The sequence below is a fragment of the Limnohabitans sp. T6-20 genome (assembly GCF_003063505.1).
Lineage (GTDB): Bacteria > Pseudomonadota > Gammaproteobacteria > Burkholderiales > Burkholderiaceae_C > Limnohabitans_A.
In genome coordinates, this window is record NZ_NERW01000002.1 from 47,953 (window position 1) to 71,916 (window position 23,964).

Annotated in this window: 26 protein-coding genes and 2 tRNA genes; 12 read left to right on the forward strand and 16 right to left on the reverse strand. The window is 60.5% G+C overall.

The annotated features are described in order from the left end of the window. Window positions 1-77 precede the first annotated feature (77 nt). Complete coding sequence (purT, locus tag B9Z33_RS06450; protein WP_108286236.1) at window positions 78-1,214, reverse strand: formate-dependent phosphoribosylglycinamide formyltransferase; 1,137 nt, start codon at window positions 1,212-1,214, stop codon at window positions 78-80. A gap of 129 nt (window positions 1,215-1,343) precedes the next feature. Between purT and B9Z33_RS06455 the strand changes: the two genes are divergently transcribed. From B9Z33_RS06455 to B9Z33_RS06465, 3 genes are read left to right on the forward strand one after another with little or no spacing between them, the layout of a single operon-like run. After that, a complete protein-coding gene (locus tag B9Z33_RS06455) occupies window positions 1,344-2,558 on the forward strand; it encodes an efflux RND transporter periplasmic adaptor subunit (protein WP_158270187.1) in 1,215 nt (404 codons plus the stop codon). A gap of 12 nt (window positions 2,559-2,570) precedes the next feature. Continuing rightward, complete coding sequence (locus B9Z33_RS06460) at window positions 2,571-3,803, forward strand: FtsX-like permease family protein (protein WP_108286238.1); 1,233 nt, start codon at window positions 2,571-2,573, stop codon at window positions 3,801-3,803. After that, the gene (locus B9Z33_RS06465; RefSeq protein ID WP_108286239.1) at window positions 3,796-4,485 is read left to right on the forward strand and encodes an ABC transporter ATP-binding protein; all 690 of its coding nucleotides are present in this window, start codon (window positions 3,796-3,798) and stop codon (window positions 4,483-4,485) included. The genes B9Z33_RS06460 and B9Z33_RS06465 overlap by 8 nt, the downstream gene beginning before the upstream one ends. On the opposite strand, the gene B9Z33_RS06470 is transcribed toward B9Z33_RS06465, so the two are convergent. Beyond that, entirely contained in the window at window positions 4,482-5,480 is a 999-nt protein-coding gene (locus B9Z33_RS06470; protein ID WP_108286240.1) for an adenosine kinase, read from the reverse strand. The two genes, B9Z33_RS06465 and B9Z33_RS06470, sit on opposite strands and share 4 nt — an antisense overlap. 313 nt (window positions 5,481-5,793) lie before the next feature. After that, window positions 5,794-6,465 carry a DNA repair protein RadC gene (gene radC, locus B9Z33_RS06475; protein ID WP_108286241.1) on the reverse strand — a complete coding sequence of 224 codons (672 nt, stop codon included), beginning with the start codon at window positions 6,463-6,465 and terminating at the stop codon, window positions 5,794-5,796. 129 nt (window positions 6,466-6,594) lie between these two features. On the opposite strand from radC, the gene B9Z33_RS06480 reads away from it, so the two are divergent. The 6 genes from B9Z33_RS06480 (at window position 6,595) to B9Z33_RS15520 (ending at window position 10,514) form a co-directional block, all read left to right on the forward strand. Beyond that, the gene (locus B9Z33_RS06480) at window positions 6,595-7,038 is read left to right on the forward strand and encodes a peptidylprolyl isomerase (RefSeq protein WP_108286242.1); all 444 of its coding nucleotides are present in this window, start codon (window positions 6,595-6,597) and stop codon (window positions 7,036-7,038) included. Next, window positions 7,038-7,967 (forward strand): 4-hydroxy-3-methylbut-2-enyl diphosphate reductase, encoded by a 930-nt coding sequence (ispH, locus tag B9Z33_RS06485; RefSeq protein WP_108286243.1) that lies wholly within the window; start codon window positions 7,038-7,040, stop codon window positions 7,965-7,967. The genes B9Z33_RS06480 and ispH overlap by 1 nt, the downstream gene beginning before the upstream one ends. Before the next feature lie 330 nt (window positions 7,968-8,297). Further along, window positions 8,298-9,605 carry a serine--tRNA ligase gene (gene serS, locus B9Z33_RS06490; protein ID WP_108286244.1) on the forward strand — a complete coding sequence of 436 codons (1,308 nt, stop codon included), beginning with the start codon at window positions 8,298-8,300 and terminating at the stop codon, window positions 9,603-9,605. A 29-nt stretch (window positions 9,606-9,634) separates the two neighbouring features. After that, window positions 9,635-10,114, forward strand: coding sequence for a hypothetical protein (locus B9Z33_RS06495; RefSeq protein ID WP_108286245.1), 480 nt, complete (start codon window positions 9,635-9,637; stop codon window positions 10,112-10,114). 37 nt (window positions 10,115-10,151) lie between these two features. Further along, window positions 10,152-10,241, forward strand: a tRNA-Ser gene (locus B9Z33_RS06500). Window positions 10,242-10,340: 99 nt separating this feature from the next. After that, a complete protein-coding gene (locus B9Z33_RS15520; protein ID WP_158270188.1) occupies window positions 10,341-10,514 on the forward strand; it encodes a hypothetical protein in 174 nt (57 codons plus the stop codon). Window positions 10,515-10,629: 115 nt separating this feature from the next. Here the strand turns inward: B9Z33_RS15520 and B9Z33_RS06505 are convergent, their stop codons facing one another. From B9Z33_RS06505 to B9Z33_RS06530, 6 genes are all read right to left on the reverse strand, one after another. Further along, window positions 10,630-11,238 (reverse strand): LuxR C-terminal-related transcriptional regulator, encoded by a 609-nt coding sequence (locus B9Z33_RS06505; RefSeq protein WP_108286246.1) that lies wholly within the window; start codon window positions 11,236-11,238, stop codon window positions 10,630-10,632. Window positions 11,239-11,325: 87 nt separating this feature from the next. Continuing rightward, the gene (locus B9Z33_RS06510; RefSeq protein ID WP_108286247.1) at window positions 11,326-12,642 is read right to left on the reverse strand and encodes a tryptophan--tRNA ligase; all 1,317 of its coding nucleotides are present in this window, start codon (window positions 12,640-12,642) and stop codon (window positions 11,326-11,328) included. A gap of 25 nt (window positions 12,643-12,667) precedes the next feature. Then, window positions 12,668-13,330 carry a site-2 protease family protein gene (locus B9Z33_RS06515; protein ID WP_108286248.1) on the reverse strand — a complete coding sequence of 221 codons (663 nt, stop codon included), beginning with the start codon at window positions 13,328-13,330 and terminating at the stop codon, window positions 12,668-12,670. Window positions 13,331-13,499: 169 nt separating this feature from the next. After that, window positions 13,500-14,123: an L-threonylcarbamoyladenylate synthase gene (locus B9Z33_RS06520; protein ID WP_108286249.1), complete on the reverse strand. Its 624-nt coding sequence runs from the start codon at window positions 14,121-14,123 to the stop codon at window positions 13,500-13,502. Between the two features lie 30 nt (window positions 14,124-14,153). Continuing rightward, window positions 14,154-15,050 (reverse strand): DMT family transporter, encoded by an 897-nt coding sequence (locus B9Z33_RS06525; protein ID WP_108286250.1) that lies wholly within the window; start codon window positions 15,048-15,050, stop codon window positions 14,154-14,156. Then, window positions 15,047-15,889 carry a 3',5'-nucleoside bisphosphate phosphatase gene (locus B9Z33_RS06530; protein WP_108286251.1) on the reverse strand — a complete coding sequence of 281 codons (843 nt, stop codon included), beginning with the start codon at window positions 15,887-15,889 and terminating at the stop codon, window positions 15,047-15,049. The genes B9Z33_RS06525 and B9Z33_RS06530 overlap by 4 nt, the downstream gene beginning before the upstream one ends. A gap of 159 nt (window positions 15,890-16,048) precedes the next feature. Between B9Z33_RS06530 and B9Z33_RS06535 the strand changes: the two genes are divergently transcribed. Further along, the gene (locus B9Z33_RS06535; RefSeq protein ID WP_019430476.1) at window positions 16,049-16,297 is read left to right on the forward strand and encodes a YfhL family 4Fe-4S dicluster ferredoxin; all 249 of its coding nucleotides are present in this window, start codon (window positions 16,049-16,051) and stop codon (window positions 16,295-16,297) included. A gap of 12 nt (window positions 16,298-16,309) precedes the next feature. On the opposite strand, the gene pth is transcribed toward B9Z33_RS06535, so the two are convergent. The 7 genes from pth to B9Z33_RS06570 all read right to left on the reverse strand — a co-directional run bounded on the left by pth (window position 16,310) and on the right by B9Z33_RS06570 (window position 22,033). Beyond that, complete coding sequence (gene pth / locus B9Z33_RS06540; RefSeq protein ID WP_108286252.1) at window positions 16,310-16,960, reverse strand: aminoacyl-tRNA hydrolase; 651 nt, start codon at window positions 16,958-16,960, stop codon at window positions 16,310-16,312. Between the two features lie 114 nt (window positions 16,961-17,074). After that, the gene (locus B9Z33_RS06545) at window positions 17,075-17,704 is read right to left on the reverse strand and encodes a 50S ribosomal protein L25/general stress protein Ctc (RefSeq protein WP_108286253.1); all 630 of its coding nucleotides are present in this window, start codon (window positions 17,702-17,704) and stop codon (window positions 17,075-17,077) included. Between the two features lie 99 nt (window positions 17,705-17,803). After that, window positions 17,804-18,781 (reverse strand): ribose-phosphate pyrophosphokinase, encoded by a 978-nt coding sequence (locus B9Z33_RS06550; protein ID WP_304598392.1) that lies wholly within the window; start codon window positions 18,779-18,781, stop codon window positions 17,804-17,806. Between the two features lie 41 nt (window positions 18,782-18,822). Further along, window positions 18,823-18,899, reverse strand: a tRNA-Gln gene (locus B9Z33_RS06555). A 34-nt stretch (window positions 18,900-18,933) separates the two neighbouring features. Then, complete coding sequence (ispE, locus tag B9Z33_RS06560; RefSeq protein ID WP_108286254.1) at window positions 18,934-19,779, reverse strand: 4-(cytidine 5'-diphospho)-2-C-methyl-D-erythritol kinase; 846 nt, start codon at window positions 19,777-19,779, stop codon at window positions 18,934-18,936. A gap of 35 nt (window positions 19,780-19,814) precedes the next feature. Further along, window positions 19,815-20,315 (reverse strand): outer membrane lipoprotein LolB, encoded by a 501-nt coding sequence (locus tag B9Z33_RS06565; protein WP_108286255.1) that lies wholly within the window; start codon window positions 20,313-20,315, stop codon window positions 19,815-19,817. Beyond that, complete coding sequence (locus B9Z33_RS06570; RefSeq protein WP_233252755.1) at window positions 20,312-22,033, reverse strand: tetratricopeptide repeat protein; 1,722 nt, start codon at window positions 22,031-22,033, stop codon at window positions 20,312-20,314. The genes B9Z33_RS06565 and B9Z33_RS06570 overlap by 4 nt, the downstream gene beginning before the upstream one ends. 77 nt (window positions 22,034-22,110) lie before the next feature. Here B9Z33_RS06570 and mutM point away from each other — a divergent pair, with 77 nt between their 5' ends. Together mutM and mutY are read left to right on the forward strand one after the other, a co-directional pair. Continuing rightward, the gene (gene mutM, locus B9Z33_RS06575) at window positions 22,111-22,926 is read left to right on the forward strand and encodes a bifunctional DNA-formamidopyrimidine glycosylase/DNA-(apurinic or apyrimidinic site) lyase (protein ID WP_108286257.1); all 816 of its coding nucleotides are present in this window, start codon (window positions 22,111-22,113) and stop codon (window positions 22,924-22,926) included. Beyond that, a complete protein-coding gene (mutY, locus tag B9Z33_RS06580; protein ID WP_108286258.1) occupies window positions 22,911-23,963 on the forward strand; it encodes an A/G-specific adenine glycosylase in 1,053 nt (350 codons plus the stop codon). Before mutM ends, mutY begins: the two co-directional genes overlap by 16 nt. The last annotated feature ends 1 nt before the right edge of the window (window position 23,964 follow it).

Below are 23,964 nucleotides of genomic sequence, written 5' to 3' on the forward strand. Positions count from 1 at the left end.
ACGATCTTTAGGTGGACACGTATCTGCTAAGCGAGCGTGTTTATCGGAAATCTAGATGGGATGGCCGGACGCTTACCTTAGACCACCACTTTGATCTTGCCCGCAGCATCCCGTGCACGTTGCAGCGCCCCCGGGCCTTTGGCCAGTGCCACCGCCATGCGGCGGTAGGGCCGTGTGGTGGGCTTGCCGAAAATGCGCACATCCACGCCAGGTTCTGCCAACGCGGCTTCCACGCCGGTGAAGCTCGGGTTGCTGCCTTCCTTGTCGGCCAGCACCACGGCGCTGGCCCCTTCCACACACTCAATGTTCGGGATCGGCAGGCCCAACACGGCGCGTGCGTGCAGGTCAAATTCGCTCAGGTTTTGGCTGATGAGCGTGACCATGCCGGTGTCGTGTGGTCGGGGGCTCAGCTCGCTGAAGATCACCTCGTCTTTGGTCACGAAAAATTCCACGCCAAACAAGCCCGCGCCGCCCAGGTTGGTCGTCACTTTTTCGGCCATGTCTTGTGCGGCTTTGATTTGCTCGGGCTTCATGCCCTGGGGCTGCCAGCTGTATTGGTAGTCGCCGCGCTCTTGCACGTGGCCAATCGGCGGGCAAAACAGCGTGGGGCCTTTGCGCTGGCGCACGGTGAGCAGCGTGATTTCAAACTCGAAGTGGATGAACTCTTCGACGATGACTTTTTGGCGGTCACCGCGCATGCCCGCGCAGGCGTAGTCCCAGCTGGCCTGCACGTCGGCGGCTGTTTTGGCCACGCTCTGGCCTTTGCCTGACGAGCTCATCACCGGCTTGATGACGACCGGGAAGCCGATTTCTGTGGCTTTGGCCAGCAGCTCGGCGGCCGAATCGGCGTAGCTGAACTTGGCGGTGCGCACGCCCAGGCCCACCGCCACATCGCGGATGCGGTCGCGGTTCATGGTCAGGTTGGCGGCGCGGGCGCTGGGGATGACCTCAAAGCCTTGTTTTTCCACGTCCAGCAACACTTCGGTGCGGATGGCTTCGATCTCGGGCACGATCAAATCGGGTTGGTATTTGGCGATGGCTGCGCGTAGCGCGGCTTCGTCGAGCATGCTGAAGACGCAAAACTCGTCAGCCACCTGCATGGCGGGCGCCCCAGCGTAGCTGTCGCAGGCGATGACGTGGCAGCCCAGGCGCTTGGCGCTGATGACGAATTCTTTGCCGAGTTCACCGGAACCCAAAAGCAGTATTTTTTTCATGGGAATAAGAAGGGTAAAGAGAGCACACAGTCCTCATTGTTGCTCAGTTGCCTGACACACAGCCTGCACATGGGCCGATCTTGACCTGGATCATGGGTGTGAACCGCGTCGATCCCCACAATGGGCCGCATGAATGCTGTTTGGACCCGGATTCGCCAACATGGCGGCAAATTGTTGTGGGGCTTGCTGGTCCTGTTTCTGGGCGCTGGCTTGCTGCGCTGGTGGATGGGGCCTCAGGTGCAGACCGAGGCGGTGCAGCGCCGTGATTTGCTGCAAACCGTGGTGGCCAGTGGCCGCGTCGAGACACCGCACCGGGTGAACATTGGCGCGCAGATCACCGGCACCGTGGCGCGTGTGCCTGTGACCGAAGGGAAAACCGTGAAGGCGGGCGATGTGTTGATTGAATTGGTCAGCACCGAACTGCAGTCTGCCCGGCTTCAGGCCCAACAGGCCGTGGTGCAGGCACAAAACCGGCTGCGGCAGATGAATGAGTTGCAGGGGCCAGTGGTGCAGCAGGCGCTGCGCCAGGCTCAGGCCAGTTTGGACACGGCGCAGGCCAACTGGCAACGCAATCAGGCTTTGTTTGGCCAAGGCTTCATTGGGCAGGCGGCGCTGGACGAGTCGCGCAAGGCTTGGGCACTGGCCGATGCCCAAGTGCTGGCCGCTCAAAAACAAGTGACGTCAACCCGGGCCGGTGGCGCTGAGCACAGCCTGGCGCTAGGGGCTGTGGCTGAGGCACAGGCCAATGCAGAAATGGTCAACGCCAAGGCCCGTTATGCGGTGATCCAAGCACCTGTGAGTGGGCAGCTCATAGGCCGCAACGTGGAGGTGGGCGATGTGGTCCAGGCGGGCAAGGTCTTGATGACTTTGTCGCCGGAAGGGGCCATGCAGTTGGTGGTGCAGATCGATGAAAAGAACCTGCGCCTGATGGCGCTTGGGCAGCAGGCGCTGGCCTCGGCCGATGCCTATCCGCAGCAGCCATTCAAGGCCCAAGTGGCTTACATCAACCCCGGCATCAATGCCCAGACCGGCGCTGTAGAAATCAAGCTGGATGTGCTGGAGCCCCAACACAACCTTAAGCAGGACATGACCGTGTCGGTGGACTTGGTGGTGGCACGCAAACCACAGGTGTTGGCGCTGCAGGTGGGCCGTGTCAACGAGATCAGCGGGGCATCGCCTTGGGTGTGGCTGCTGCAGGCGGGCCATGCGGTGCGTCGCCCGGTGCGGCTGGGCTTGCGCGGTGGTGCGTGGGTGGAGGTGCTGGAGGGTCTGAGCGAGGGCGATGCCGTGGTCACATCGCCCACTGCTTTGCGCGAAGGCCAGCGCGTGCGTGTTCAACCTTGATCGGGCCGCAGCATGTTCAAGCCCTGGGTGCCGTTTGAATGGATTGTGGCGATCCGCTTTTTGCGCGAAGGCCGGATGCAGACGGTGTTCATTTTGGTGGGTGTGGCCATTGGGGTGGGCGTGATCGTGTTCATGTCGGCGCTGCTGGCAGGTTTGCAGGGCAACTTCATTGCGCGGGTCTTGTCGGGGCAGGCGCACATTCAGCTTTTGCCCCCCAAAGAGGTCACGCGCACTTTGCACGGGGTCGAGCCTGGCGAAGTGGATGCATCCATCGTGCAGCCGCCTTTGCAAAGGCTCAAGTCGATTGACCAATGGCAATCCTTGCTCACCAAGGTGCGCGACATGGCCGATGTGAGCGTGGTCTCGCCCGTGGTTGGCGGTTCGGCACTGGCGGTGCGCGGCAGTGCCAGCCGCGCCATCAGCCTCACGGGGGTGGAGCCCGAGGGGTATTTTCAGATCGTCAAGTTGCCTGAAAAAATCGTGCGGGGCACGGCGCGCTTGACGGGGCAGGACATGCTGATCGGGACCGATTTGGCCAGCGACCTGGGCGTGGATGTGGGGGACAAGCTGCGCGTGGCCAATGCCGCAGGCGAGGCCACCAGCTTGACCATCAGCGGCGTGTTTGACCTGGGCAACAAGGGGGCCAATCAGCGAAGCACCTTTGTGGCGCTGCGCACCGCGCAAAGTCTGCTGGGTTTGTTGGGCGGGGTGACCAGCATCGAAGTCACGGTGCGCGATGTGTATGCGGCCGAAGTCGTCGCCCAGCGCATTCAGGCGGCGACCGGGGTGCAGGCCGACAGCTGGATCAAAACCGGCGCGCAGTTTTTTGCCGCCGTGAGTGCGCAGACCACGGCCAATACGGCGATCCGGTTTTTTGTGGGCTTGTCGGTGGCCTTTGGCATTGCCAGTGTGTTGGTGGTGTCGGTGGTGCAGAAGTCGCGCGAGATCGGGATCATGCGGGCGATGGGCATTTCGCGTGGGCAGGTGCTGCGCGTGTTTTTGTTGCAGGGCGGCTTGCTGGGTTGGGGTGGCGCTGTGTTGGGTTGCATGGTGGGCGCTCTGGGCTTGGTGCTGTGGCAGCACCTGGCCTTGAATGCCGATGGCACGGCCCTGTTTCCGCTGGTGCTGGACCCGGTGCTGTTTGCTGTGGCGCTGGGCTTGGCCACTCTCACGGGTCTGGCGGCGGCTTACGCACCGGCCTTGCGGGCGGCCCGTTTGGACCCGGTGGAGGCGATCCATGGCTAGGTCGGATGTGGTGGTGGGCTTGCAGGGCGTGCGCAAGGCCTTCAACGTGGGCACCGGCATCGAGACCGAGGTGTTGCACGGCATCGACCTGACGCTGCACCGGGGCGACTTTTGCGCGGTGATGGGGCCCTCGGGCTCGGGCAAAAGCACCTTGCTCAACATCATCGGTTTGCTGGACAGGCCGACCTCGGGCTTGTTGCAGATGGCGGGCGAAGAAACCACGCTGTTGGCCGATCAGGCCCTGACGCGCTTGCGGGGGCACCACATTGGTTTTGTGTTCCAGTACCACCACCTGATCTCGGCCTTTACTGCACTTGAGAACGTGATGATGCCCATGCTGGGTGCGGCCGGTTTTCCGAACCCCGAGATGCGCGAGCGGGCTGAGGCCCTGCTGGAGAGCGTGGGCCTGACGCCCTGGAAAAACAACATGGCCAACAACATGAGTGGCGGACAGCAGCAGCGCGTGTCTTTGGCGCGCGCCTTGGCCATGAACCCGGCTTTGCTATTGGCCGATGAACCCACGGGCAACTTGGACACCAAAAGCGCCGATGCGGTGTTTGCGTTGCTGCGGCGCATCAACCAAGAGCAGGGCACCACCGTGCTGCTGGTCACGCACAACCCAGAGCTGGGCAGGCGTTGTGACAAGACCATCCAGGTGGTGGATGGTCTGATCCAGACTTAGGCTTTTTCAGCTTGTGCGGCAATGCCTTGCAGTTGCGCGGCTGTCAGGCGGTTGCCGTGCTGGCTGACCACCGCAGCGGCAGCGCGATTGGCCAATGTGGCCGCTTGCGCCGGGCTTTGGCCGTGGGTGATGCCGAACAAAAAGGCACCTGCAAACATGTCGCCCGCGCCGTTGGTGTCTACCGCTTTCGTGGGCACGGCGGGCACTTCGATGCGCTGCTGGCCTTGCACAACGATGCATCCTTTGGGGCCCCGGGTCAGGCACACGGTTTGGGCCAGCGGTGACAGTTGGCCGATGATGGCGTCCAGGTCGGTGCTGCCGCACCAGGTTTGCGCTTCTTCTTCGTTGGCAAACAAGTAGTCCAGGCCGTCGCCGATCATGGCTTCGAGGCCTGTGCGGCAGAAGTTGATCATGCTGACATCGCTGAGCGTGAGGGCCGTGGCCACTTTGTGCTCGATGGCGATTTGGCGGCCTTGCACGGCGGCTTCCAGGCCCGTGGGCGAGGCGGCCAGGTAGCCTTCCATGTAATAAATTTTGGACTTGGCGATGTCTTGCGGGTGCAGGGCGTTGCTGTCGAGCTGCGAGGTGGCACCCAAAAATGTGCACATGCTGCGCTCGGCATCGGGCGTGACCAGCACCATGCAGCTGCCGGTTTGGCCTTCGGTGGCGCGGGTGTGCGTGAGGTTGGTGGCCACGCCGTTGGTTTGCAGGTCCTGGCTGTAAAAAGCACCCAGTTCATCGTCGGCCACGCGGCACGAATAAAAGGCCTTGCCGCCGAGTTGCGCCAGCGCCACCACCGTGTTGCCCGCCGAGCCGCCGCCTGTGCGGCGGGCGTGCAGGCCTTGCACGTGGGTGAGCAATTCGGTGCGTTGCTCGGTGTCGATCAGGGTCATGTGGCGCTTGCTCACGCCCATGGCGCTCAGCAGTTCATCGGAGACTTCGTATTCGGTGTCGACCAAGGCGTTGCCGATGGCGTAGAGGTGGTAGTGGGACATGGCCGTAGTGGAATGAGCAAAAGCCAAGAGTTTAGCGGCTGCCCCTGCGGCCCTTGCATCCCTGTAGGAGGCCGCCCCTGCGGCCGAATGTGTGCAGTGGCTTCGTTAGCCATTCGCGAGCAGGGGCTCGCTCCCACAAAGACCGCAGGCCATTCCGCTGTGGGAGGCTGCTCCCACAAAGACCGCAGGCCATTCCGCTGTGGGAGGCTGCTCCCACAAAGACCGCAGGCCATTCCGCTGTGGGAGGCTGCCCCCACAAAGAGCGCAGGCCATTTCCCTGTGGGAGGTCGCCCCTGCGGCCGAATGGTTGCCATCACATCAGCCCTTGCTCCGCCATCGACAGGGCTTGGCCTTGCCCGACGATGATGTGGTCGAGCACGCGCACATCCACCAGTGCCAGCGATGCTTTGAGGGTCTGGGTCAGGTGCTCGTCGGCCCGGCTGGGCTGCACCGAGCCGCTGGGGTGGTTGTGGCTCAGCACCACGGCAGCCGCTTGGTGGTGCAGGGCGCGCAGGACAACCTCTCTTGGGTACACAGAAGTCTGGCTGAGGGTCCCCCGAAAAAGTTCCTCCAGAGCCAGCAAGCGGTTTTGGCTGTCCAGAAACAGCACGGCAAAGACTTCGTGGTTTTTGTGGGCCAGTTGCAGCTGCAAATACTGCTTGACGGCGTCGGGCGTGTGAAAGGCCTCGCGCTCTTTGAGCCGTTGGCTCAGGGCCCGGCGGGCCAGCTCGAAAACGGCCAGCAGTTCTGCCTGCTTGGCAGGCCCGAGGCCCTTGACCAATTTGAGTGACTGCGCCGAGGCCTGCAGCAAGCCCGCAATGCCGTCGGGCCCGAGCAGTTCTTCGGACAGCTGGAAGACGTTTTTGCCCGCCATGCCGGTGCGCAACAAGATGGCCAGCAGCTCGACATCGCTCAAGGCCTGGGGGCCTCGGGCGAGCAACTTTTCTCGTGGCCGCGCGTCGGGCGGCAAGTCCTTGATGCTCATCTGAAGCCCCTCCCCGGAGCAGCCATCGGTCCTTTTTGCCCCTTTGGGGGGACGGGTTGGCCGGGCTTTTTACAATAGTGCCTTCTTTATGCCTGTTTGGCCGCGTTTGCGGCATTCCAGAAAACCCTTATGTCCATTGTCGAACCCGGTTCTTTCTTGACGCTTCACTACCGCCTGGCTGGGCCGCAGGGTGACATCATCAACACCTTCAACGAAAAGCCTGCCACTTTGTCGCTGGGCTCGGGCACCTTGTCGCCCGCCGTGGAGCAGCGTTTGCTGGGCCTGGCCGAGGGCACGCGGGTGGTGATGGAAATTCCGGCAGGCGAAGCTTTTGGCGAGCACATTGCGGACATGCAGCAATGGGTGGCGCGCAAGCTGCTGAATGAGCTGGGCGACCCGATGGAAAAATACGCCGCAGGCGATGTGGTGCAGTTCCCCACGCCCGATGGCTTGGGCTCTTATGCCGGCACGGTGCTTGAAGTGGGCGAGGCGGGCGCGGTGTTGTTTGACTTCAACCACCCGCTGGCCGGGCAGCCTGTGACCTTTGAGGTTGAACTGATCGGGGTGCTGTGATGACATCTGAAGTGCTGTTGGCCGAACCCCGTGGCTTTTGTGCCGGGGTGGACCGGGCCATCGACATCGTGGAGCACGCGCTGACCAAATTCGGCCGACCCATTTATGTGCGCCATGAAATCGTGCACAACACCTATGTGGTCAATGACCTGAAAGAAAAGGGCGCGATCTTTATTGAAGAGCTGTCCGATGTGCCGCCGGGTGCGACGCTGATTTTCAGCGCCCATGGCGTGAGCCGGGCCATCCAGGACGAAGCCGAACAACGCGGCTTCCGTATTTTTGATGCCACCTGCCCGCTGGTGACCAAGGTGCATGTGGAGCTGGCCAAGCTGCACAAAGAGGGCTACGAGTTCATCATGATCGGCCACAAGGGGCACCCGGAGGTGGAAGGCACCATGGGCCAGCTCGACAGCGGCATCCACCTGGTGGAAGACGTGGAAGACGTGGCCAGGGTGCAGCCCGCACAGACGACTTTGCTGGCCGTGGTCACGCAGACCACCCTGAGCGTGGACGATGCGGCCGAGATCGTGGCGGCCGTGAAAGCCCGCTTTCCGCAAGTGCGCGAGCCCAAGCAGCAAGACATTTGCTACGCCACCCAGAACCGTCAAGACGCCGTGAAGCTCATGAGCCCGATGGTGGACGTGGTGATCGTGGTGGGCAGCCCCACCAGCTCCAACAGCAACCGCCTGCGCGAGCTGGCTGACCGGCTGGGCACGCCGGCCTACATGGTGGACAGCGCTGCAGACCTGGATCCAGCCTGGTTTGAAGGAACCCAAAAAGTGGGCCTGACGGCTGGTGCTTCGGCACCGGATGTGCTGGTGCAAGAGGTGATTGCGCGCCTGCGCGTGCTGGGCGCCGTGTCGGTGCGCACGCTCGATGGCATTCAGGAAACCATCAAATTCCCGCTGCCCAAGGGTTTGAAGCTGTAACCCACTGAACCACTGCCCATATGGGAGCGAGCCCCCGCTCGTGAATCCCCGGTCTTTGTGGGAGCGATCCCCCGCTCGCGAATGCCTGATGTGCCACAGCACACATTCGGCCGCAGGGGCGACCTCCCACAGGGACAAGCCCGCCAGAGACTTGGGTGCTGATTGAGTTCATGTGGGAGCGAGCCCCCGCTCGCGAATGCCTGATGCGCCAAAGCGTGCATTCGGCCGCAGGGGCGGCCTCCCACAGAGCCATCCACAGAGCAAGCCATCCAGAGGGGGCGGCCTGTTGGTGGGAATCAGCGGGGTCGTTCACGTCACTACAATGGCGACATGCTTGATATTGTTCTTCTCCGCAAAGATCTGGACGCCGTTGTTGCGCGTTTGCAGACCCGTAAAACCCCTCAGCCTTTTCTGAACGTCGAGGCTTTCCGTGCTTTGGAAGGTGAGCGCAAAACGCTGCAAACCCGCACCGAAGAGCTGCAAAGCCAGCGCAACAGCTTGTCCAAGCAAATTGGCATGCTCAAAGGCAAAGGCCAGCATGCCGAGGCCGATGCCGTGATGGCGCAAGTGGGCGCCATCAAGGACGAGCTGGACGCTTCGGCCCAGCGGCTGGAGGTCATTCAGTCCGAGTTGCAAAACCTGCTGCTGGCCGTGCCCAATTTGCCGCACGAGTCGGTGCCCGTGGGTGCCGATGAGCATGGCAACGTCGAGGTGCGTCGCTGGGGCCAGGTTCGGGCTTTTGACTTTGAAGTCAAAGACCATGTGGACATTGGCGAAAAGCTGGGCCTGGACTTTGCCACCGGCACCAAGCTGACCGGTTCGCGCTTTACCTTCATGCGCGGCCCGATGGCCCGCCTGCACCGTGCTTTGGCGCAGTTCATGCTGGATGTGCAGACCAACGAACACGGCTACACCGAGTGCTACACGCCTTACATCGTGAACGCGGACACGCTGCGCGGCACGGGCCAGTTGCCCAAATTTGAAGCCGATTTGTTTGCCGCCAACAAGGGCGGCCAAGAGGGTGAAGAAAGCCAGGCGTTGTACCTGATTCCCACCTCTGAAGTGACGCTCACCAACGTGGTGCGCGACGAGGTGTTGGCCGAGGCCGATTTGCCCATCAAACTCACAGCGCACACCCCGTGCTTCCGGTCAGAAGCCGGCAGCGGCGGGCGCGATGTGCGTGGCCTGATCCGTCAGCACCAGTTTGACAAAGTCGAGATGGTGCAGATTGTGCACCCCGAGCACAGCTACGAAGCGCTGGAAGCCATGACGGGCCACGCCGAGGCCATTTTGCAAAAGCTGGGCCTGCCTTACCGCGTGATGAGCCTGTGCACAGGCGACATGGGCTTTGGTGCCAGCAAGACCTATGACCTGGAGGTCTGGGTGCCTGCGCAAAACACCTACCGCGAGATCAGCTCGGTGTCCAACTGCGAGGCCTTTCAGGCACGCCGCCTGCAAGCGCGCTTCAAGAATGCGCAAGGCAAAAACGAGTTGGTGCACACCTTGAACGGTTCAGGTCTGGCCGTGGGCCGTGCGCTGGTGGCGGTGCTGGAGAACTACCAGAACGCCGACGGCTCGGTCACCGTGCCCGAAGTGTTGCGCCCCTACATGGGCGGCGTGGCGCTGCTGAGCGCTTGATGCTTTTGAATTTCACCAGGAGTGCTTTGATGAACACCATGCAACGGATTTCTGGTGCGCTTCGGGGGGGCTTGCTGGCCTTGTCTGCCTTTTGTGCTTTGGGTTTGGCCGGATGTGCCAGCCCGGGCAGTTCGCCCTCTGTGGGCGTGGGGCCGGATGGCAAGGTGCAGAACCCGGTGCAGTTGCTTGGGCAGCTGCCTTTGCCTCCGGGCAGCATCATTCGGGCCGATCAGTCCCTGATCATTGGCGCGGGCGACAACTGGGTGGGCCGGGTGGTGCTGGATGTGGGCCGTGATTTTGATGCCGCTTACCGGTTCTTCCTTGAAACTTATCCGGCACAGGGCTGGACCGTGGTGTCTGCGGTGCGTGGCAAAAACAGCTTCATGGTGATGACCCGGCAGGAACGCACGGCCACGTTGGAGATGGTTGATGGCGGCATGATGGGCAGCAACGTGTCGTTGACGATGGCCCCGCGCAATGCGGCGGTGATGGTGCCCAAAAAGCCCTGAAGGGCTCTGCTAGAATCACAGCTTCGACAAATACTCAGGAGGGGTGGCAGAGTGGTCGAATGTACCTGACTCGAAATCAGGCGTAGTGGCAACACTACCGAGGGTTCGAATCCCTCCTCCTCCGCCAGTTGAAAACCCCACATTGGTTTGCCAATGTGGGGTTTTTTTATGACTTTCGCGGCGTCCAAGTTCTGTGACGCTTTCCTCAAAACTTCAGACTGTGGTCATGAAATCCTTGTTCTTAGTTCTGTCTGCCATGGTGGTGTCCACATGCTTGTCGGGCTGCACGCTTTTGGCCATTGCCGATGCTGCAGGCTCAGCGGTGGTTTATGGTGTCAAGACCACGGTGAATGTGCTGGACGCGGTGACGCCCGACATTGTGAACAAGAAGAAGGATTGAGCAGCGCAGCCGTGGCTGGCTGATCCCAGCACGCCAGCAGGCCACACAAAGCAAAACCGGCACATCTGTGCCGGTTTTCATGAACGCAACAGGCACTTGAAGTGCCTGTTGTTTTTTAAATGCCCAACCAGCCGTTGGTGCGTGCAAAGTGCAGCGCTTGGGTGCGGCTATTGACGCCCAGACGGCGGAACAGACGCCAGAAGTGCACCTTGACGGTGTGCTCGCTGATGTCGAGTTTTTCGGCAATTTCGCGGTTGGACAAGCCCTGGTCCAGCATCAGAATCAATTGCTTTTGACGTTTGGACAGTTTGGTGGGGCCAGCCGGCGTGGCAGCTTCTTCTGCTGCGGCTTCCTCTTCTTCAGAGACCAGCAAAGAACGCAAAGCCGCGATGATTTGCGTCGGGCTGTTGGACTTTTCGATGAAGGCGTTGGCACCCGCTTCAAGGCAACGTGCTTCAAATTCGCTGGCGCTGGCGCTGGTGACCACGGCCAGTGGCACATCCGGAAACTTGGCTTTCAGAACCTGTACGCCCGACATGCCGAGCGTGTCGGGCAGCTGCAAGTCGAGGCAGAAGAGCTCGGGTGCACCATTTTTTTCAACAGTGGACTCGACCACATTCAGTTTGTGGATCGGAATGATTTTGAGACCGGGCTTGACGCGGTGCACGAGCATCGTCAGCGCATCGCGCATCAAAGGGTGGTCGTCGATGACATATACAGTCATGTTTTAGTTCTCTGCAGTAGGCTTAAAGTTTAAGGATACACCGGATTGGAATTTTTAGCAATATAAATTGCCAAACTTGAGAAAAAATTATTTAAATGATTTTTTCAAATTTATCAAATATTCCAACGCTTGTGTGAGAAGTGGCTCGGTATCCGGTGTCAGAGGTTCCAGTTGCGCACGCAATTCGCTCAGGCAGGCAATGCCTTCGGTTTGCAGACGGGCCATGGTTTGGGCGGCTTCTTTGGGCGATGCAAAGCCCAGGCTTTGCAAGATCAGCTGGCCCTGTGCATCGACCAGCTTGAAGTAGAACTGCCCGTCTTTTTCGCGGTATTGCTTGAAGCTGGGGGTTGCGGCTTTGGCTTCTTTGGCCACTGGCGCCTTAGCACCCGATGACAAGGCGCGAAGCCCCACGGCGTGGCGCACTTCGCGCATGAACGGGGTGGCCAGTTGGCGGGCTTTGTCGGCACCGGCCAGCAAGATTTTGTCCATCTGTGCGGGGTTGTCGATGAGGGCTTGGTATTGCTCGCGCATGGGCGCGATTTCACGGTCGATGCGCTCAAACAGCATTTGTTTGGCATCGCCCCAGCCAATGCCGTCGGCATAGGCTTGGGCCATGGCCGCGGTTTCTTCGGCGCTGGCAAAGGCCTGGTAAATCTGGAACAGGGCCGAGCCTTCGGTGCTTTTGGGCTCGCCGGGCGCTTTGGAGTCGGTGACGATGCCCGCGATTTGCTTGCGCATTTGCGCCGCAGGGGCAAACAGCGGGATGGTGTTGTCGTAGCTCTTGCTCATCTTGCGGCCGTCGAGGCCGGGCAGCAGGGCCACGGATTCTTCGATCACGGCTTCGGGCAGCACAAAGTGTTCACCATACAAATGGTTGAAGCTGGACGCCATGTCGCGCGCCATCTCGATGTGCTGGATTTGGTCACGGCCCACGGGCACTTTGTGCGCTTTGAACATCAAGATGTCGGCACCCATGAGCACCGGGTACATGAACAGGCCTGCCGTCACGTCGCTGTCGGGGTCGTGGCCTGCGGCGTTGTTTTTGTCGACAGCGGCTTTGTAGGCATGGGCGCGGTTGAGCAGGCCTTTGCCGGTCACGCAGGTCAACAGCCAGGTGAGTTCGGGGATCTCGGGGATGTCGGATTGGCGGTAAAACGTGACCTTTTCAGGGTCGAGGCCCGAGGCGATCCAGCTGGCGGCGATCTCAAGCGTCGAGCGCTGGATGCGGGCAGGTTCATCGCATTTGATGAGCGCGTGGTAGTCGGCCAGAAAGTAAAAACCGTCGGTGTTGAGGTCACGGCTGGCTTGCACCGTGGGGCGAATGGCCCCCACATAGTTGCCCAGGTGGGGCGTGCCGGTGGTGGTGATGCCGGTGAGGACGCGGGTGCGGGGCTTGGAGGTCATGTGAGCAAAATCAACGAAGCAAAAATCAACGAAGTAAAAAAGACAAGGGGCTGAGCGCCAGCTTGAGCAGATCAAAGGTCACGCCCATGAGCGGCTGCATCCACAGGCTGCTGATGACGCCTGTGATGACCAGTGCCATGACGATGTAAAAACCGAAGGGCTCAATGCGCGAAACCATCACGGCCTGACGCCAGGGCAGCAAGCCGACCAGAATGCGCCCACCGTCGAGCGGGGGCAGCGGAAACAGGTTGAAAGCGAACATGACCACGTTGGTCAGCATGCCGGCTTTGCACATTTCAAGAAAGAACCGCTCGGTGATGCCGCCAGCTGCCAGCACATAAAGCAAGACGCCCCACAGCAGTGCTTGCACCAAATTGGAGGCCGGGCCTGCCAACGCCACCCAGACCATGTCGCGTTTGGGGTGTCGCAATTGGTCAAAGCGCACGGGCACGGGTTTGGCATAACCAAACAAGAAAGCCCCCCCGGTGCTGAAATAAAGCAGCAGCGGCAACAAGATGGTGCCCATTGGGTCGATGTGCGGAAGGGGGTTCAGGGTGACGCGCCCCAGCATGGCTGCTGTGTTGTCGCCCAGGCGTTGCGCGGCATAACCGTGTGCCGCCTCGTGCAGCGTGATCGCAAAGATCACCGGCAGGGCATAGATCAGGACGGTTTGGATGAGGTCGGTCATAAGCTGTTGATTGTCTCAGACCTGGCCTCACTTTGACTTGGTGCGCGGCCGTCTTTGTGGGAGGCTGCCCCTGCGGCCGAATGCTTGCTTTGCCAATGCACGAATTCGCGAGCTGGGGCTCGCTCCTACAGAGACACCGTTTGCTGCCTCCCACACGACAAAAGCGAGTTCAGAGCCCCAAAAGGGCCGGGTCGCCCTGGCCGCGCCGCAGCACTTCGGGCTCGTCGCCGCTCATGTCGATCACGGTGGTGGGTTCCAACGAGCAGGCGCCAGCGTCAATCACCGCGCCGACCTGGTGTTCCAGGCGTTCGCGGATGTCTTCGGGGTCGTTCAGCGGCTGTTCTTCGCCCGGCATGATGAGTGTGGCCGCCAGCAGTGGCGCGCCGTGCAAGCTCAGCAGTTCTTGCAGCACTTTGTGATTGGGCACACGCAGGCCGATGGTTTTGCGCTGGGGGTGGCTGACCCGGCGGGGCACTTCTTTGGTGGCTTCCAGAATGAAAGTGAAGGGGCCGGGCGTGGCCTGCTTGATGGCGCGGAACTGCTGGTTGTCGACTCTGGCGTAGTTGGCCAGTTCACTCAGATCGCGGCACAGCACTGTCAGGTGGTGCTTGTCGTCCACGCCACGAATGCGGCGCAGTTGGTCGGCTGCGTTTTTGTCGTCCAGGTGGCAGACCAGGGCATAGCTGGAGTCGGTGGGCACCGCCAGCACGCTGCCTTGGTTCAGCAGTTGCACGGCTTGCTTGAGCAGGCGCGCTTGCGGGTTGTCGGGGTGAACGGTGAAAAACTGGGCCATGGCGTCTTGACGATCGAGGGAATGCGGAATTCAGGATTCTGGCGGTTGAATGGCGATGCGGTTTTCGCGAACTGTGAGCCAGGCCCCCAAAGCGCCGCACAAGGCCACCAGGCCCATGCCCACAAAGGTCCATTGGTCCGGCAGGTGCTTGAAGACGAGCCAGCCGCCCAGCACGGCAAAGCCGATCTGTGTGTACATATAGGGCGTGAGCGTGGCGGCCGGTGTGCGGGCATAGGCCAGGATCAGCAAGAAATGCCCGATCGAGGCCAGTACACCCATCAACAACAGTTGCAGCCAAACCGTCCAGTCTTGCGGCATTTCCCAGACAAAAGGCAGGATCAGCGAAGACAAGGCGGTGCCGATCCAGCCCGTGTAGAAGTGCATGGTGATCGGGTCTTCGGTTTTGGCCATCTTGCTGGTCAGGATCTGAAAGCCCGCATTGGTGGCCACCAGCATCAGGGGCAGAATCACCGTCCAGTCAAAGTGGTGGCTGCCGGGGCGGATGATGACCAGCGTGCCTGCAAAGCCACCGGCAACCAACATCCAGCGCAGGGGGCGTATTTTTTCCTTCAGCATCCAGGCCGCCAGCAAGGTGATGACCAAGGGGGCCAAAAGCGCGATGGACGTGAATTCGCCCACAGGCATGTATTTGAGGCTGTAAAAGGCCAGGATGCTGCAGGCAAACAACAGCAGACCGCGCGCCAGTTGAAAGCGCGGGTGGTGTGTCAGCAATACCCGGCGACCACGGCCTGGCCAGACCACGGCGGTGGTGATGAGCGCCTGAATGGCATAGCGAAACCAGAGCGCCACCAAAACAGACAAGCCTGCACTGATGTGCCGGGTGGTGGTGTCCAGCGTGGCAAAGCAGGCGGTCGCCAAAACGGCAAAGCCAATGCCGTGCAGGGTGTTCGCGGCGGGTTTGCTCACTGAATGCGGTCGGCCAGCAGTTCCCAAACCGGGGTCAATTGGCCAGGCAAGAAGGGCAGTGTGCCCAGGTCGATGCGGCTTTCGTCGGGGCTGTGGAAATCACTGCCGCGCGAGGCCGCGAGGTCGAATTCGAGGGCGGTTTCCGCATAGCGCACGGCTTCGGGTGAGGAGTGGCTGCCTGTGATGACTTCGACGCCACGGCCGCCATGGGCCTTGAACTCGCTGAACAGGGCATATTCTTCGTTGGGGCTGAAGCCGTAACGTGCCGGGTGGGCAATGACGGCGATACCGCCAGCATCGGTGATCCACTGCACGGCTTCTTGCAGTCGTGCCCAGCGGTGCGGCACATAACCGGGCTTGCCTTCGGTCAGGTATTTGCGAAACACCTCGGAGGTGTCGCTGCAAACACCGGTTTCCACCAGGTGTCGCGCAAAGTGGGTGCGTGAAATCAGCTCGGGGTTGCCCACATATTGCAAGGCGCCCTCGTAGGCATTCAGGATGCCGACTTTAGCCAGGCCATCCGACATTTCCTGGGCGCGTTCGCTGCGCCCGCCGCGTGTGCGGCGCAAGCCCTCCACCAGCGAGGTGTTGTGGGCATCAAAGCCCAAGCCCACGATGTGGACGGTCTGGTTGGCAAAGGTGATCGAAATTTCGGTGCCCGTGAGGTAGGGCAGGTTTTGCGCACGGGCTGCCGCCAAAGCACGGTCTTGGCCACCTACTTCGTCATGGTCGGTCAGGGCCCAGAGTTCTACGCCGTTGGCTTTGGCGCGTGCGGCCAGGGCTTCCGGGGTGAGGGTGCCGTCGGAGACAACGGAGTGGCAATGCAGGTCAGCGTTCATGGTGATTTCCTCAAAGGCATTTTAGGCCCATGCCGAACAGCACGGCCTTTGGCGTGGCAAAGCCCTGACAGCACGAACAGCCCTGCGTTTTTTCAGGCTGATCGGGCTGGCCGATAATCCAAGCATGACCACGATGCAGAATTTTGCGGAGCCCACCCCATGGCACTGATGATCACCGATGAATGCATCAACTGCGATGTGTGCGAGCCCGAGTGCCCGAACCAGGCGATTTATCTGGGCGAAGAGATTTATGAAATCGACCCGTCCAAGTGCACCGAGTGCGTAGGCCATTTTGACGAGCCGCAATGCGTGCAGGTGTGCCCTGTGGCGTGCATTCCCGTCAACCCGCAGCACGTCGAAAACCAGGAATCCTTGTGGGCCAAGTACCGGCGCTTGCAGGGGCAGTGACGGCTTAACGCTTCAGGGGCGGTTTTCGCTGCTTTCAGTGGGCGGCGTCTGTGCCACAGCTGGGGCCGGCCTTGGGGGTTTGGGTCTGGGCGGTTTGCTGGTGTGAATTTGCGCCATGGCTTTTTCCATCTCACCTGCCAGTAACAGCGGCAAAGCTTTCACGGAACGGTGAATGCTTTCTTCGATGGCTTTTCGGTGCTCCAGCATCGGCTTTTTCAAGACCCAACTGACCACTTCGGCTTTGTCACCCGGGTGGCCCACGCCGATGCGCAGCCGCCAATAGTCGGCGGTGCCCAGTTGTGCATGGATGTCGCGCAGACCGTTGTGCCCAGCATGGCTGCCGCCCAGTTTGAGCTTGGCTTCTCCGGGCACGATGTCCAGTTCGTCGTGTGCCACCAGGATTTCGTTGGGCTGGATTTTGAAAAATCGCGCCAAAGCGCTAACCGATTTGCCGGACAGGTTCATGTAGGTCTGCGGCTCCAGCAACCAAACGGTTTGCCCGTTGACGGTGGTACGGGCCATCAGGCCGTGGTAGCTGCGCTCGGGCACCAGGGAGACCTTGAGTTCACGGGCGACCGCATCGATCCACCAAAATCCGGCGTTGTGGCGGGTGTCTTCGTATTCGTTGCCCGGGTTGCCCAGGCCGACTAGGAGTTTGATCATGGTGCGTGATTATCCTTGGGTGCGTGGCCATGCCGCCTGCAATGCGGTGCGCCAAAGAAAAAGGCCCGCATGGCGGGCCTTTTGGAGCCAGGCTTTTCAGCCTGAGCAAGAAGATTACTTCTTGCCTTTGCCCTTGCCTTTGGCGTCTGCTGGTGCAGCGGCCACAGGCGCTGCAACCACTTCTTCCACGGGAGCCACCACGGACACGAGGACCGGGTTTTTCTTGCCGTGGGTCACGGGCTTGCAGCCAGTGGGCAAAGTGATGTCGTTCAGGTGCAAAGAGTTGCCCTTGGTCAGGCCTTTCAGGTCCACCGCGATGAATTCGGGCAGGTTGGCAGGCAAGCAAGCCACTTCGATTTCAGTCACGACGTGGTTGACCAAGCACTTGTCGGTCTTGACGGCTTCGGACTCTTCTTCGCCGCTGAAGTGCAATGGCACTTTCATGTGCAAAGTGGTGTTCGCATCGACGCGCTGGAAGTCGATGTGTTGCACCAATTGCTTGTAGGGGTGCATTTGGTAGTCACGCAACAGCACTTGGCTGGTTTGACCGTTGAATTCCATCTCAAGGATCGAGGCGTGGAAAGCTTCTTTTTTCAGGGCGTGCCACAAAGCGTTGTGGTCCAACTCGATCAGTTGAGGGGCCGATGTGGAACCGTAAACGATGCCAGGTGTGCGACCGGAATTGCGGAGACGGCGGCTCGCACCCGTACCCTGCTTAGCGCGCTCAAAAGCGACAAATTTCATACATTTCTCCTTCTAGGGCCCACCGCGACCAGTGCGGCCCTGACTCAAAAAAGCCAGCCAGTCCACAAGGACGGCTGGCCGCTGTTGGCCTTTTTCCGATCAGGCTTGATCGGAGAACAGGCTCATCACCGACTCGCCATGGGCAATCCGGTTGATCGTTTCGGCGATCAGCGGAGCCACGGAAAGTTGGCGAATCTTGGAACACGCTGCGGCTTCGGCCGACAGCGGGATGGTGTTGGTGACCACGACTTCGTCGAGGGCTTCGCCCTTGGCGATGCGGTCGATGGCCGGACCCGAGAAAATCGGGTGCGTGCAATAGGCGTAGACTTTTTTGGCGCCGCGCTCTTTGAGCACTTCGGCGGCTTTGACCAAGGTGCCTGCGGTGTCGATCATGTCGTCCATGATCACGCAGTTGCGGCCTTCGATTTCACCGATCACGTGCATGACTTCGCTCACGTTGGCCTTGGGGCGGCGCTTGTCGATGATGGCCAGATCGCAACCGAGCTGCTTGGCCAATGCACGAGCGCGCACCACACCGCCCACATCGGGCGACACGACGATCAGGTCGTCGTAGTTTTTCTGGCGCAGGTCGCCCAGCAAAACTGGCGATGCATAAATGTTGTCGACCGGGATGTCAAAGAAGCCTTGAATCTGGTCAGCGTGCAAGTCCATGGTCAGGACGCGGTCAACGCCCACGGCCTGCAGCATGTTGGCCACCACTTTGGCCGAGATCGGCACACGGGTTGAACGTGGGCGACGGTCTTGGCGTGCGTAACCGAAATAAGGAATGACGGCGCTGATGCGACCAGCCGATGCGCGCTTGAACGCGTCGACCATGATCAGCAGTTCCATCAGGTTTTCGTTGGTCGGTGCGCAGGTGGACTGGACCACGAAGACTTCGCGTGCACGCACGTTTTGCTTGAGTTCGACGGTGACTTCACCGTCAGAGAAGCGGCCCACATCGACGGCACCGAGCTGTGTGCCCAGGCAACGGGCGATTTCGGCAGCCAAAACGGGATTGGCGTTGCCGGTGAACAGCATGAATTCGGGGGGGAGTGAAGCAGGCTGCATGTGCATTCCAGCGATCAGAAAAAAGGGCCTGTACGAGTGAACGTATTTGGCAGGGGAAGAAGGACTCGAACCTTCGAATGCCGGAATCAAAATCCGGTGCCTTAACCAACTTGGCGACTCCCCTACACGGGTTGACCGCTGAAACAGCGATCTACCGATCAACTTTCGCTGGATGCCCAACCATTTAATGGGTGAACTTCCATGTTGCTGCATTTGCGCACTTGCCAGTGGTCTGGGACCGGACTGAGCGTTGTGCCTGTTGTGCAATGTGCGAACACTGCACTGCCAGAACCCGTCATTCTGCCGTTCATGCCTGCGTTGGAAAGCACTTGCAGTGCTTGTGAAACCTCAGGGCATATCACTTCAGCGATGGGTTGCAGATCATTGTGACCGAAGTCATATGGCTCTGCAGCGAAGACCGAAATTGTAGCAGGGTTTGTGGCCCTTTGAAGCCCCGGATGCGTAAAAATTTGAGCAGTTTCGATTCCGCTGGGGGGTTTGATGACCCAAAACTGGGCCGAAGGCAGTGTCAAAGGGGTGATTTTTTCGCCCACGCCTTCCACCCAGGCATTGTGGCCGCGCAAGAAAAATGGCACGTCTGCACCCAATTGCAGGCCCAGTTTTTCGAGTGTTTCAAGGCTCAGCTTCAAGTTCCAGAGCTGGTTGAGCGCCAGCAGGCAGGTGGCTGCATCCGATGAGCCGCCGCCCATGCCAGCTTGGGCTGGGATTTGTTTTTCGACGGCAATGTGCACGCCTTGTGTGCAGCCTGTGTGTTGTTGCAGCAGTCTGGCGGCTCGGGTGATCAGGTCGTCGGCGGGCAGTTGCACCGTCAAGTCTTCTCGGCTGATGGCCGCATTCGGGCGCTTTTCAAAGTGAAGCGTGTCGCACCAATCGATGAGCATGAACACCGATTGCAGCAAGTGGTAGCCGTCAGGGCGCTGGCCTGTGATGTGCAAAAACAGGTTGAGTTTGGCCGGTGCGGGGACGTCGTGCAGCTGTTTCATGAGGGAGATTATCGTCAGCGCTGAAAGGCGTTGCGTCAGCGGTCGAGCACGATGCGCAACACAGCTTCGGGCGCGGGCGTGTCTCTTTTGGCCGTCAGTCGGCCTTGGGCGTGTGCCGACAAGTCGGCTTGCCAGCCAGAGGCTTGTGCTGTTTTGCCTGCCAGCCATTCAAACAGGGCCGCAATGGGCAGCTCAGTGCCCGTCAGGCGCTGGCTCAGGCTTTGCAGGTTGTGGCTTTCGGTTTTGTCCTGGCCTTGCTCCAGCCATGCCGCTTGGGGCGTCCAGCTCAGGCGTGCCAAGGTGGTGCCGATGGGGCTGAGCAAGACCATTTGGCCTTGCTCGGCGGAGCCTTGCAGCTCAAAGCTGGCGCTCCAGTTTTGGGGCGGCGTGCTTTGCAGTTGCAGCGCCAAGCGACCAGACCAAAAGGCCGAGGTGTCGGCCGGCTGGGGGCGGGGGGTGGCACAGCCTGCCAAAGTCAGCAGAGCCAGGCCGCAAACGCTCAGCCATGCCCGGCGCTGTGCCCCGTGTGGCGTCATGGCTTGAAGTTGAAGCGTTTGAGGGTCTCGACCAGCGTTTCATTGTCCGCTTTGAGCAGCAGACCTTCGCGCCAGATGGTGCCGGCTTCACGGGTTTGGCCGATAGTCCAGAGCACTTCGCCCAAATGGGCGGCTATCTCCGCATCGGGTTTGGCTTTGTAGGCCGCTTGCAAAATGCGCAAAGCTTCCTGATGTTGGCCTTGGCGAAAAATCACCCAGGCCAAGCTGTCCTGGATGTAGGCGTCTTGCGGGGACAGTTGCACCGCCTTTTCGATCAGTTGACGGGCCTCATCCAGCCGGATGTTCCGGTCTGCCAGTGAATAGCCCAGCGCATTGAAGGCATGCGCATCTTCTGGTGCTTTGGCCATGAGTTGGCGCAGCAGAAGCTCCATTTCGTCAAAGCGTTTGAGTTTTTCGCAAATGAGTGCCAGCTCTGACAGCAGTTCGTTGTTGTCGGCTTGGCGTTCCATGGCGGCCTTCACCAGCGTGTAGGCGGCTTGGGCTTCGCGGTGTTCGCGCAGCCAATAGGACTGAGCCAGGATCTTGCGCTGGGCTTGCTCGGCATTGGCTGGCTTGACTTGGGCCAGCACATTGCGTGCCTCGTCCATGCGCCCTTGTTGGGCCAGCAGATCGGCTTGCCGACTGGCGAGCTTGATGGGGTCGGCGCCTGCTGGCATTTTGGCCAGCCATTGGTTGGCACGTTCCAGTTGTCCGTTCTTTTGAGCGATTTGTGCCAGTGACAACAAAGCTTCGGCCAACCCGGCTTGGTGCTCGGGTGTCTTGCTCTGGGCCACCAGACGCACGTACTGTTCCAGCCGTTTTTCGGCTTCAGGCAGTTGGCTATTTTCTTGCAGCACCAGGCCGTGGATCAGCCAACCTTCGACAAACTCTGGGTGCTTGGTGTTGAGCACCACCAGCTGCCTGATGGCGTCAGGGTAGAGCTGCAGTGAAACCAGGGTGCGGGCATAGCCCAAACGCAATTCGGGCACGACATCGGTTTTCATGGCCGCGTCGAGCATGGGTTTGAGGGTGCTGTTGTCGGAGACCATCAAACTGAGGGCCAGAATCAGTGGCCCTTGTGCCTTGGGATCGGCTGCATACCCTTTGACGGATGCTTCTACCGCCGGGGTGATTTGACCTGCATCGCGGCGCATGCGACCTATGGTGGTCCAGGCGGAGGCCGACGTTTGCGGCTTGGACAGTGCTTGCGCCAGGGCTTTTTCGACCACGCCAGCCGCCAGGGCTTTGTCTTGCACCACGCCAAACAGTCGGGGCACAGAAGCGATGGCCCCCGATTGCTGCTCCAAAGGCAGTTCATGGATGGAGACCGCGAGGGCTTTGCCCGCTTCTTCGACCCGGTTGAGTGCCAGCAAAATTTGCAGCACATAACGGCTGGCTTCAATGGCGGAAGGGATCTCTTTTTTCCAGGTTTGCGCCGCTTGCAATGCGGCTTCGCCTGAGCGGGCTTGCAGCGCCATGTCGACGGCGCGCTGGAACAAGGCCGGGTCGCGCGTTTTGCGGGCGGCGTCGAGCATGATCGAAAAGCCGCTGCCTGGCGAGCCTTGGCGCGTGTTCAGTTCACCCAGCAGAATTTGGTAGAACAAAACCGCATCCAGTGCAGATTGTTCGGGGGGCACCTCGGCTTTAGGGGCTGCAGGCTGAGCCCAAGCACCGATGACGCACGAGGACAAGACGGCAAGTCGAAACCAGAATTTCATGTGGACGATCATAATCCAGCCACCTTTTCAACCAGTGCGTCAGGGGTGGATTGCCCACTTTGACGCAGGACCCCTGCATGCCCGAACTCCCAGAAGTTGAAGTGACCCGTCGCAGTTTTGCAGACCGCATAGCCTTGGCCAAAATTTTGGATCTGCGCATGGGCAAGCCCTTGCGTTGGCCCTTGGGGGTGCCAGCCCCAAGCCTGGTGGGGCGGCAGATTGCGGGTGTGCGCCGTCGGGGCAAATACCTGTTGCTCGATCTGGACCAAGGCTTGCTGCTGGTGCACCTGGGCATGTCGGGCAGCCTGAATTTCGCCCCCACTCAGCCGGAATCCGGCCCCCATGACCACATGGATCTGGTGACCGATCGTGGCGTTTTGCGTTTGCACGATCCGCGCCGCTTTGGTGCCGTGGTTTGGGCACCTTCCGAAGATTCGCCCCAAGCCCAAAAGTTGCTGGGGCGGCTGGGTGTCGAGCCGTTGGATGGTCAATTTGACGTTGACCGCTTTGGTGAGGCCCTCAAAAAGCGCCAATCGGCCATCAAGCAGGTGTTGCTGGCGGGTGATGTGGTGGTGGGCGTGGGCAATATTTATGCGTCCGAGGCGTTGTTCATGGCCGGCATCCGCCCGACCACCAAGGCATCGCGTTTGTCCCGGCCCCGTGTGGCCAAGTTGCATGCCGCCATCGTTCAGGTATTGACCCGCGCTGTGCAGCAAGGCGGCAGCTCGCTCAAGGATTTTGTGAGCGCCGAAGGCCGCACCGGTTACTTTCAGTTGGAGGCGGCTGTCTATGGCCGTGCTGGCGAGCCTTGCCGTGTGTGTGCCACGCCGATCAAGTCCATGCTGCAAGGCCAGCGCACCACTTTTTATTGCCCCGTATGCCAGAAACCCTGATACGCCCCTCTCGTGATTTGCCCGAAGGTTTTGCCCACCGAATGGTGGCTTGGCAGCGCCAACACGGGCGTCAAAGTCTGCCGTGGCAAAACACCCAGGACCCTTATCGCGTGTGGCTGTCCGAGATCATGTTGCAGCAAACGCAAGTGAGCACGGTGCTCGATTACTTTCCCAGATTTCTGGTGCGCTTTCCTGATGTGGCGGCTTTGGCCGCCGCGCAGCAAGACGATGTGCTGGCGCTCTGGAGCGGCTTGGGCTACTACAGCCGTGCGCGCAATTTGCACAAATGCGCCCAAGAGGTCATGAGCCGATTTGGGGGCGCATTTCCAAGGCAAGCCGAAGACCTGCAAACCTTGCCGGGCATTGGGCGTTCGACCGCTGCCGCGATTGCTGCGTTTTGCTTTCAAGAGCGCGCTGCGATTCTGGATGGCAACGTCAAGCGCGTGTTGACCCGCGTGCTGGGCTATGGCGATGATTTGGCGGTGGCCAAAAACGAACGCGCCCTGTGGGCCTTGGCGCAAGACCTGCTGCCTGAAAAACCAGCCGACATGCCCCGTTACACCCAGGCCTTGATGGACTTGGGCGCCACGGTGTGCTTGCCACGCAAGGTGCAGTGCGACACGTGCCCCGTGAGCAGCTTGTGTCAGGCCCAAGGGCAGGGCGAACCGCTGGCTTATCCCGTCAAGACCCGCAAACTCAAACGGACCAGTGCCACGCTGTGGTTGTTGTGGGCCGTGAATGCACAAGGCCAGGTGTGGCTGCAAAAGCGGCCTGACAAGGGCATTTGGGCGGGTTTGTTCAGTTTGCCAGTGTTTGATTCAGAGGATGAATTGCTGGCAGCCTGGGCGCAGGGGCACGGTGCGCATTACATCGAGCCGTGGAAGCATGTACTGACCCACCGTGATCTTTATTTGCACCCCGTGCGGATGACGGGCACCGCCAAAAACGCACCCGCTTGCGAGGGGCAGTGGGTGGATGCTGCGGTGTGGCCCGCCATGGGCTTGCCTGCACCGATCAGGACTTTGCTGGAAGGTTGAG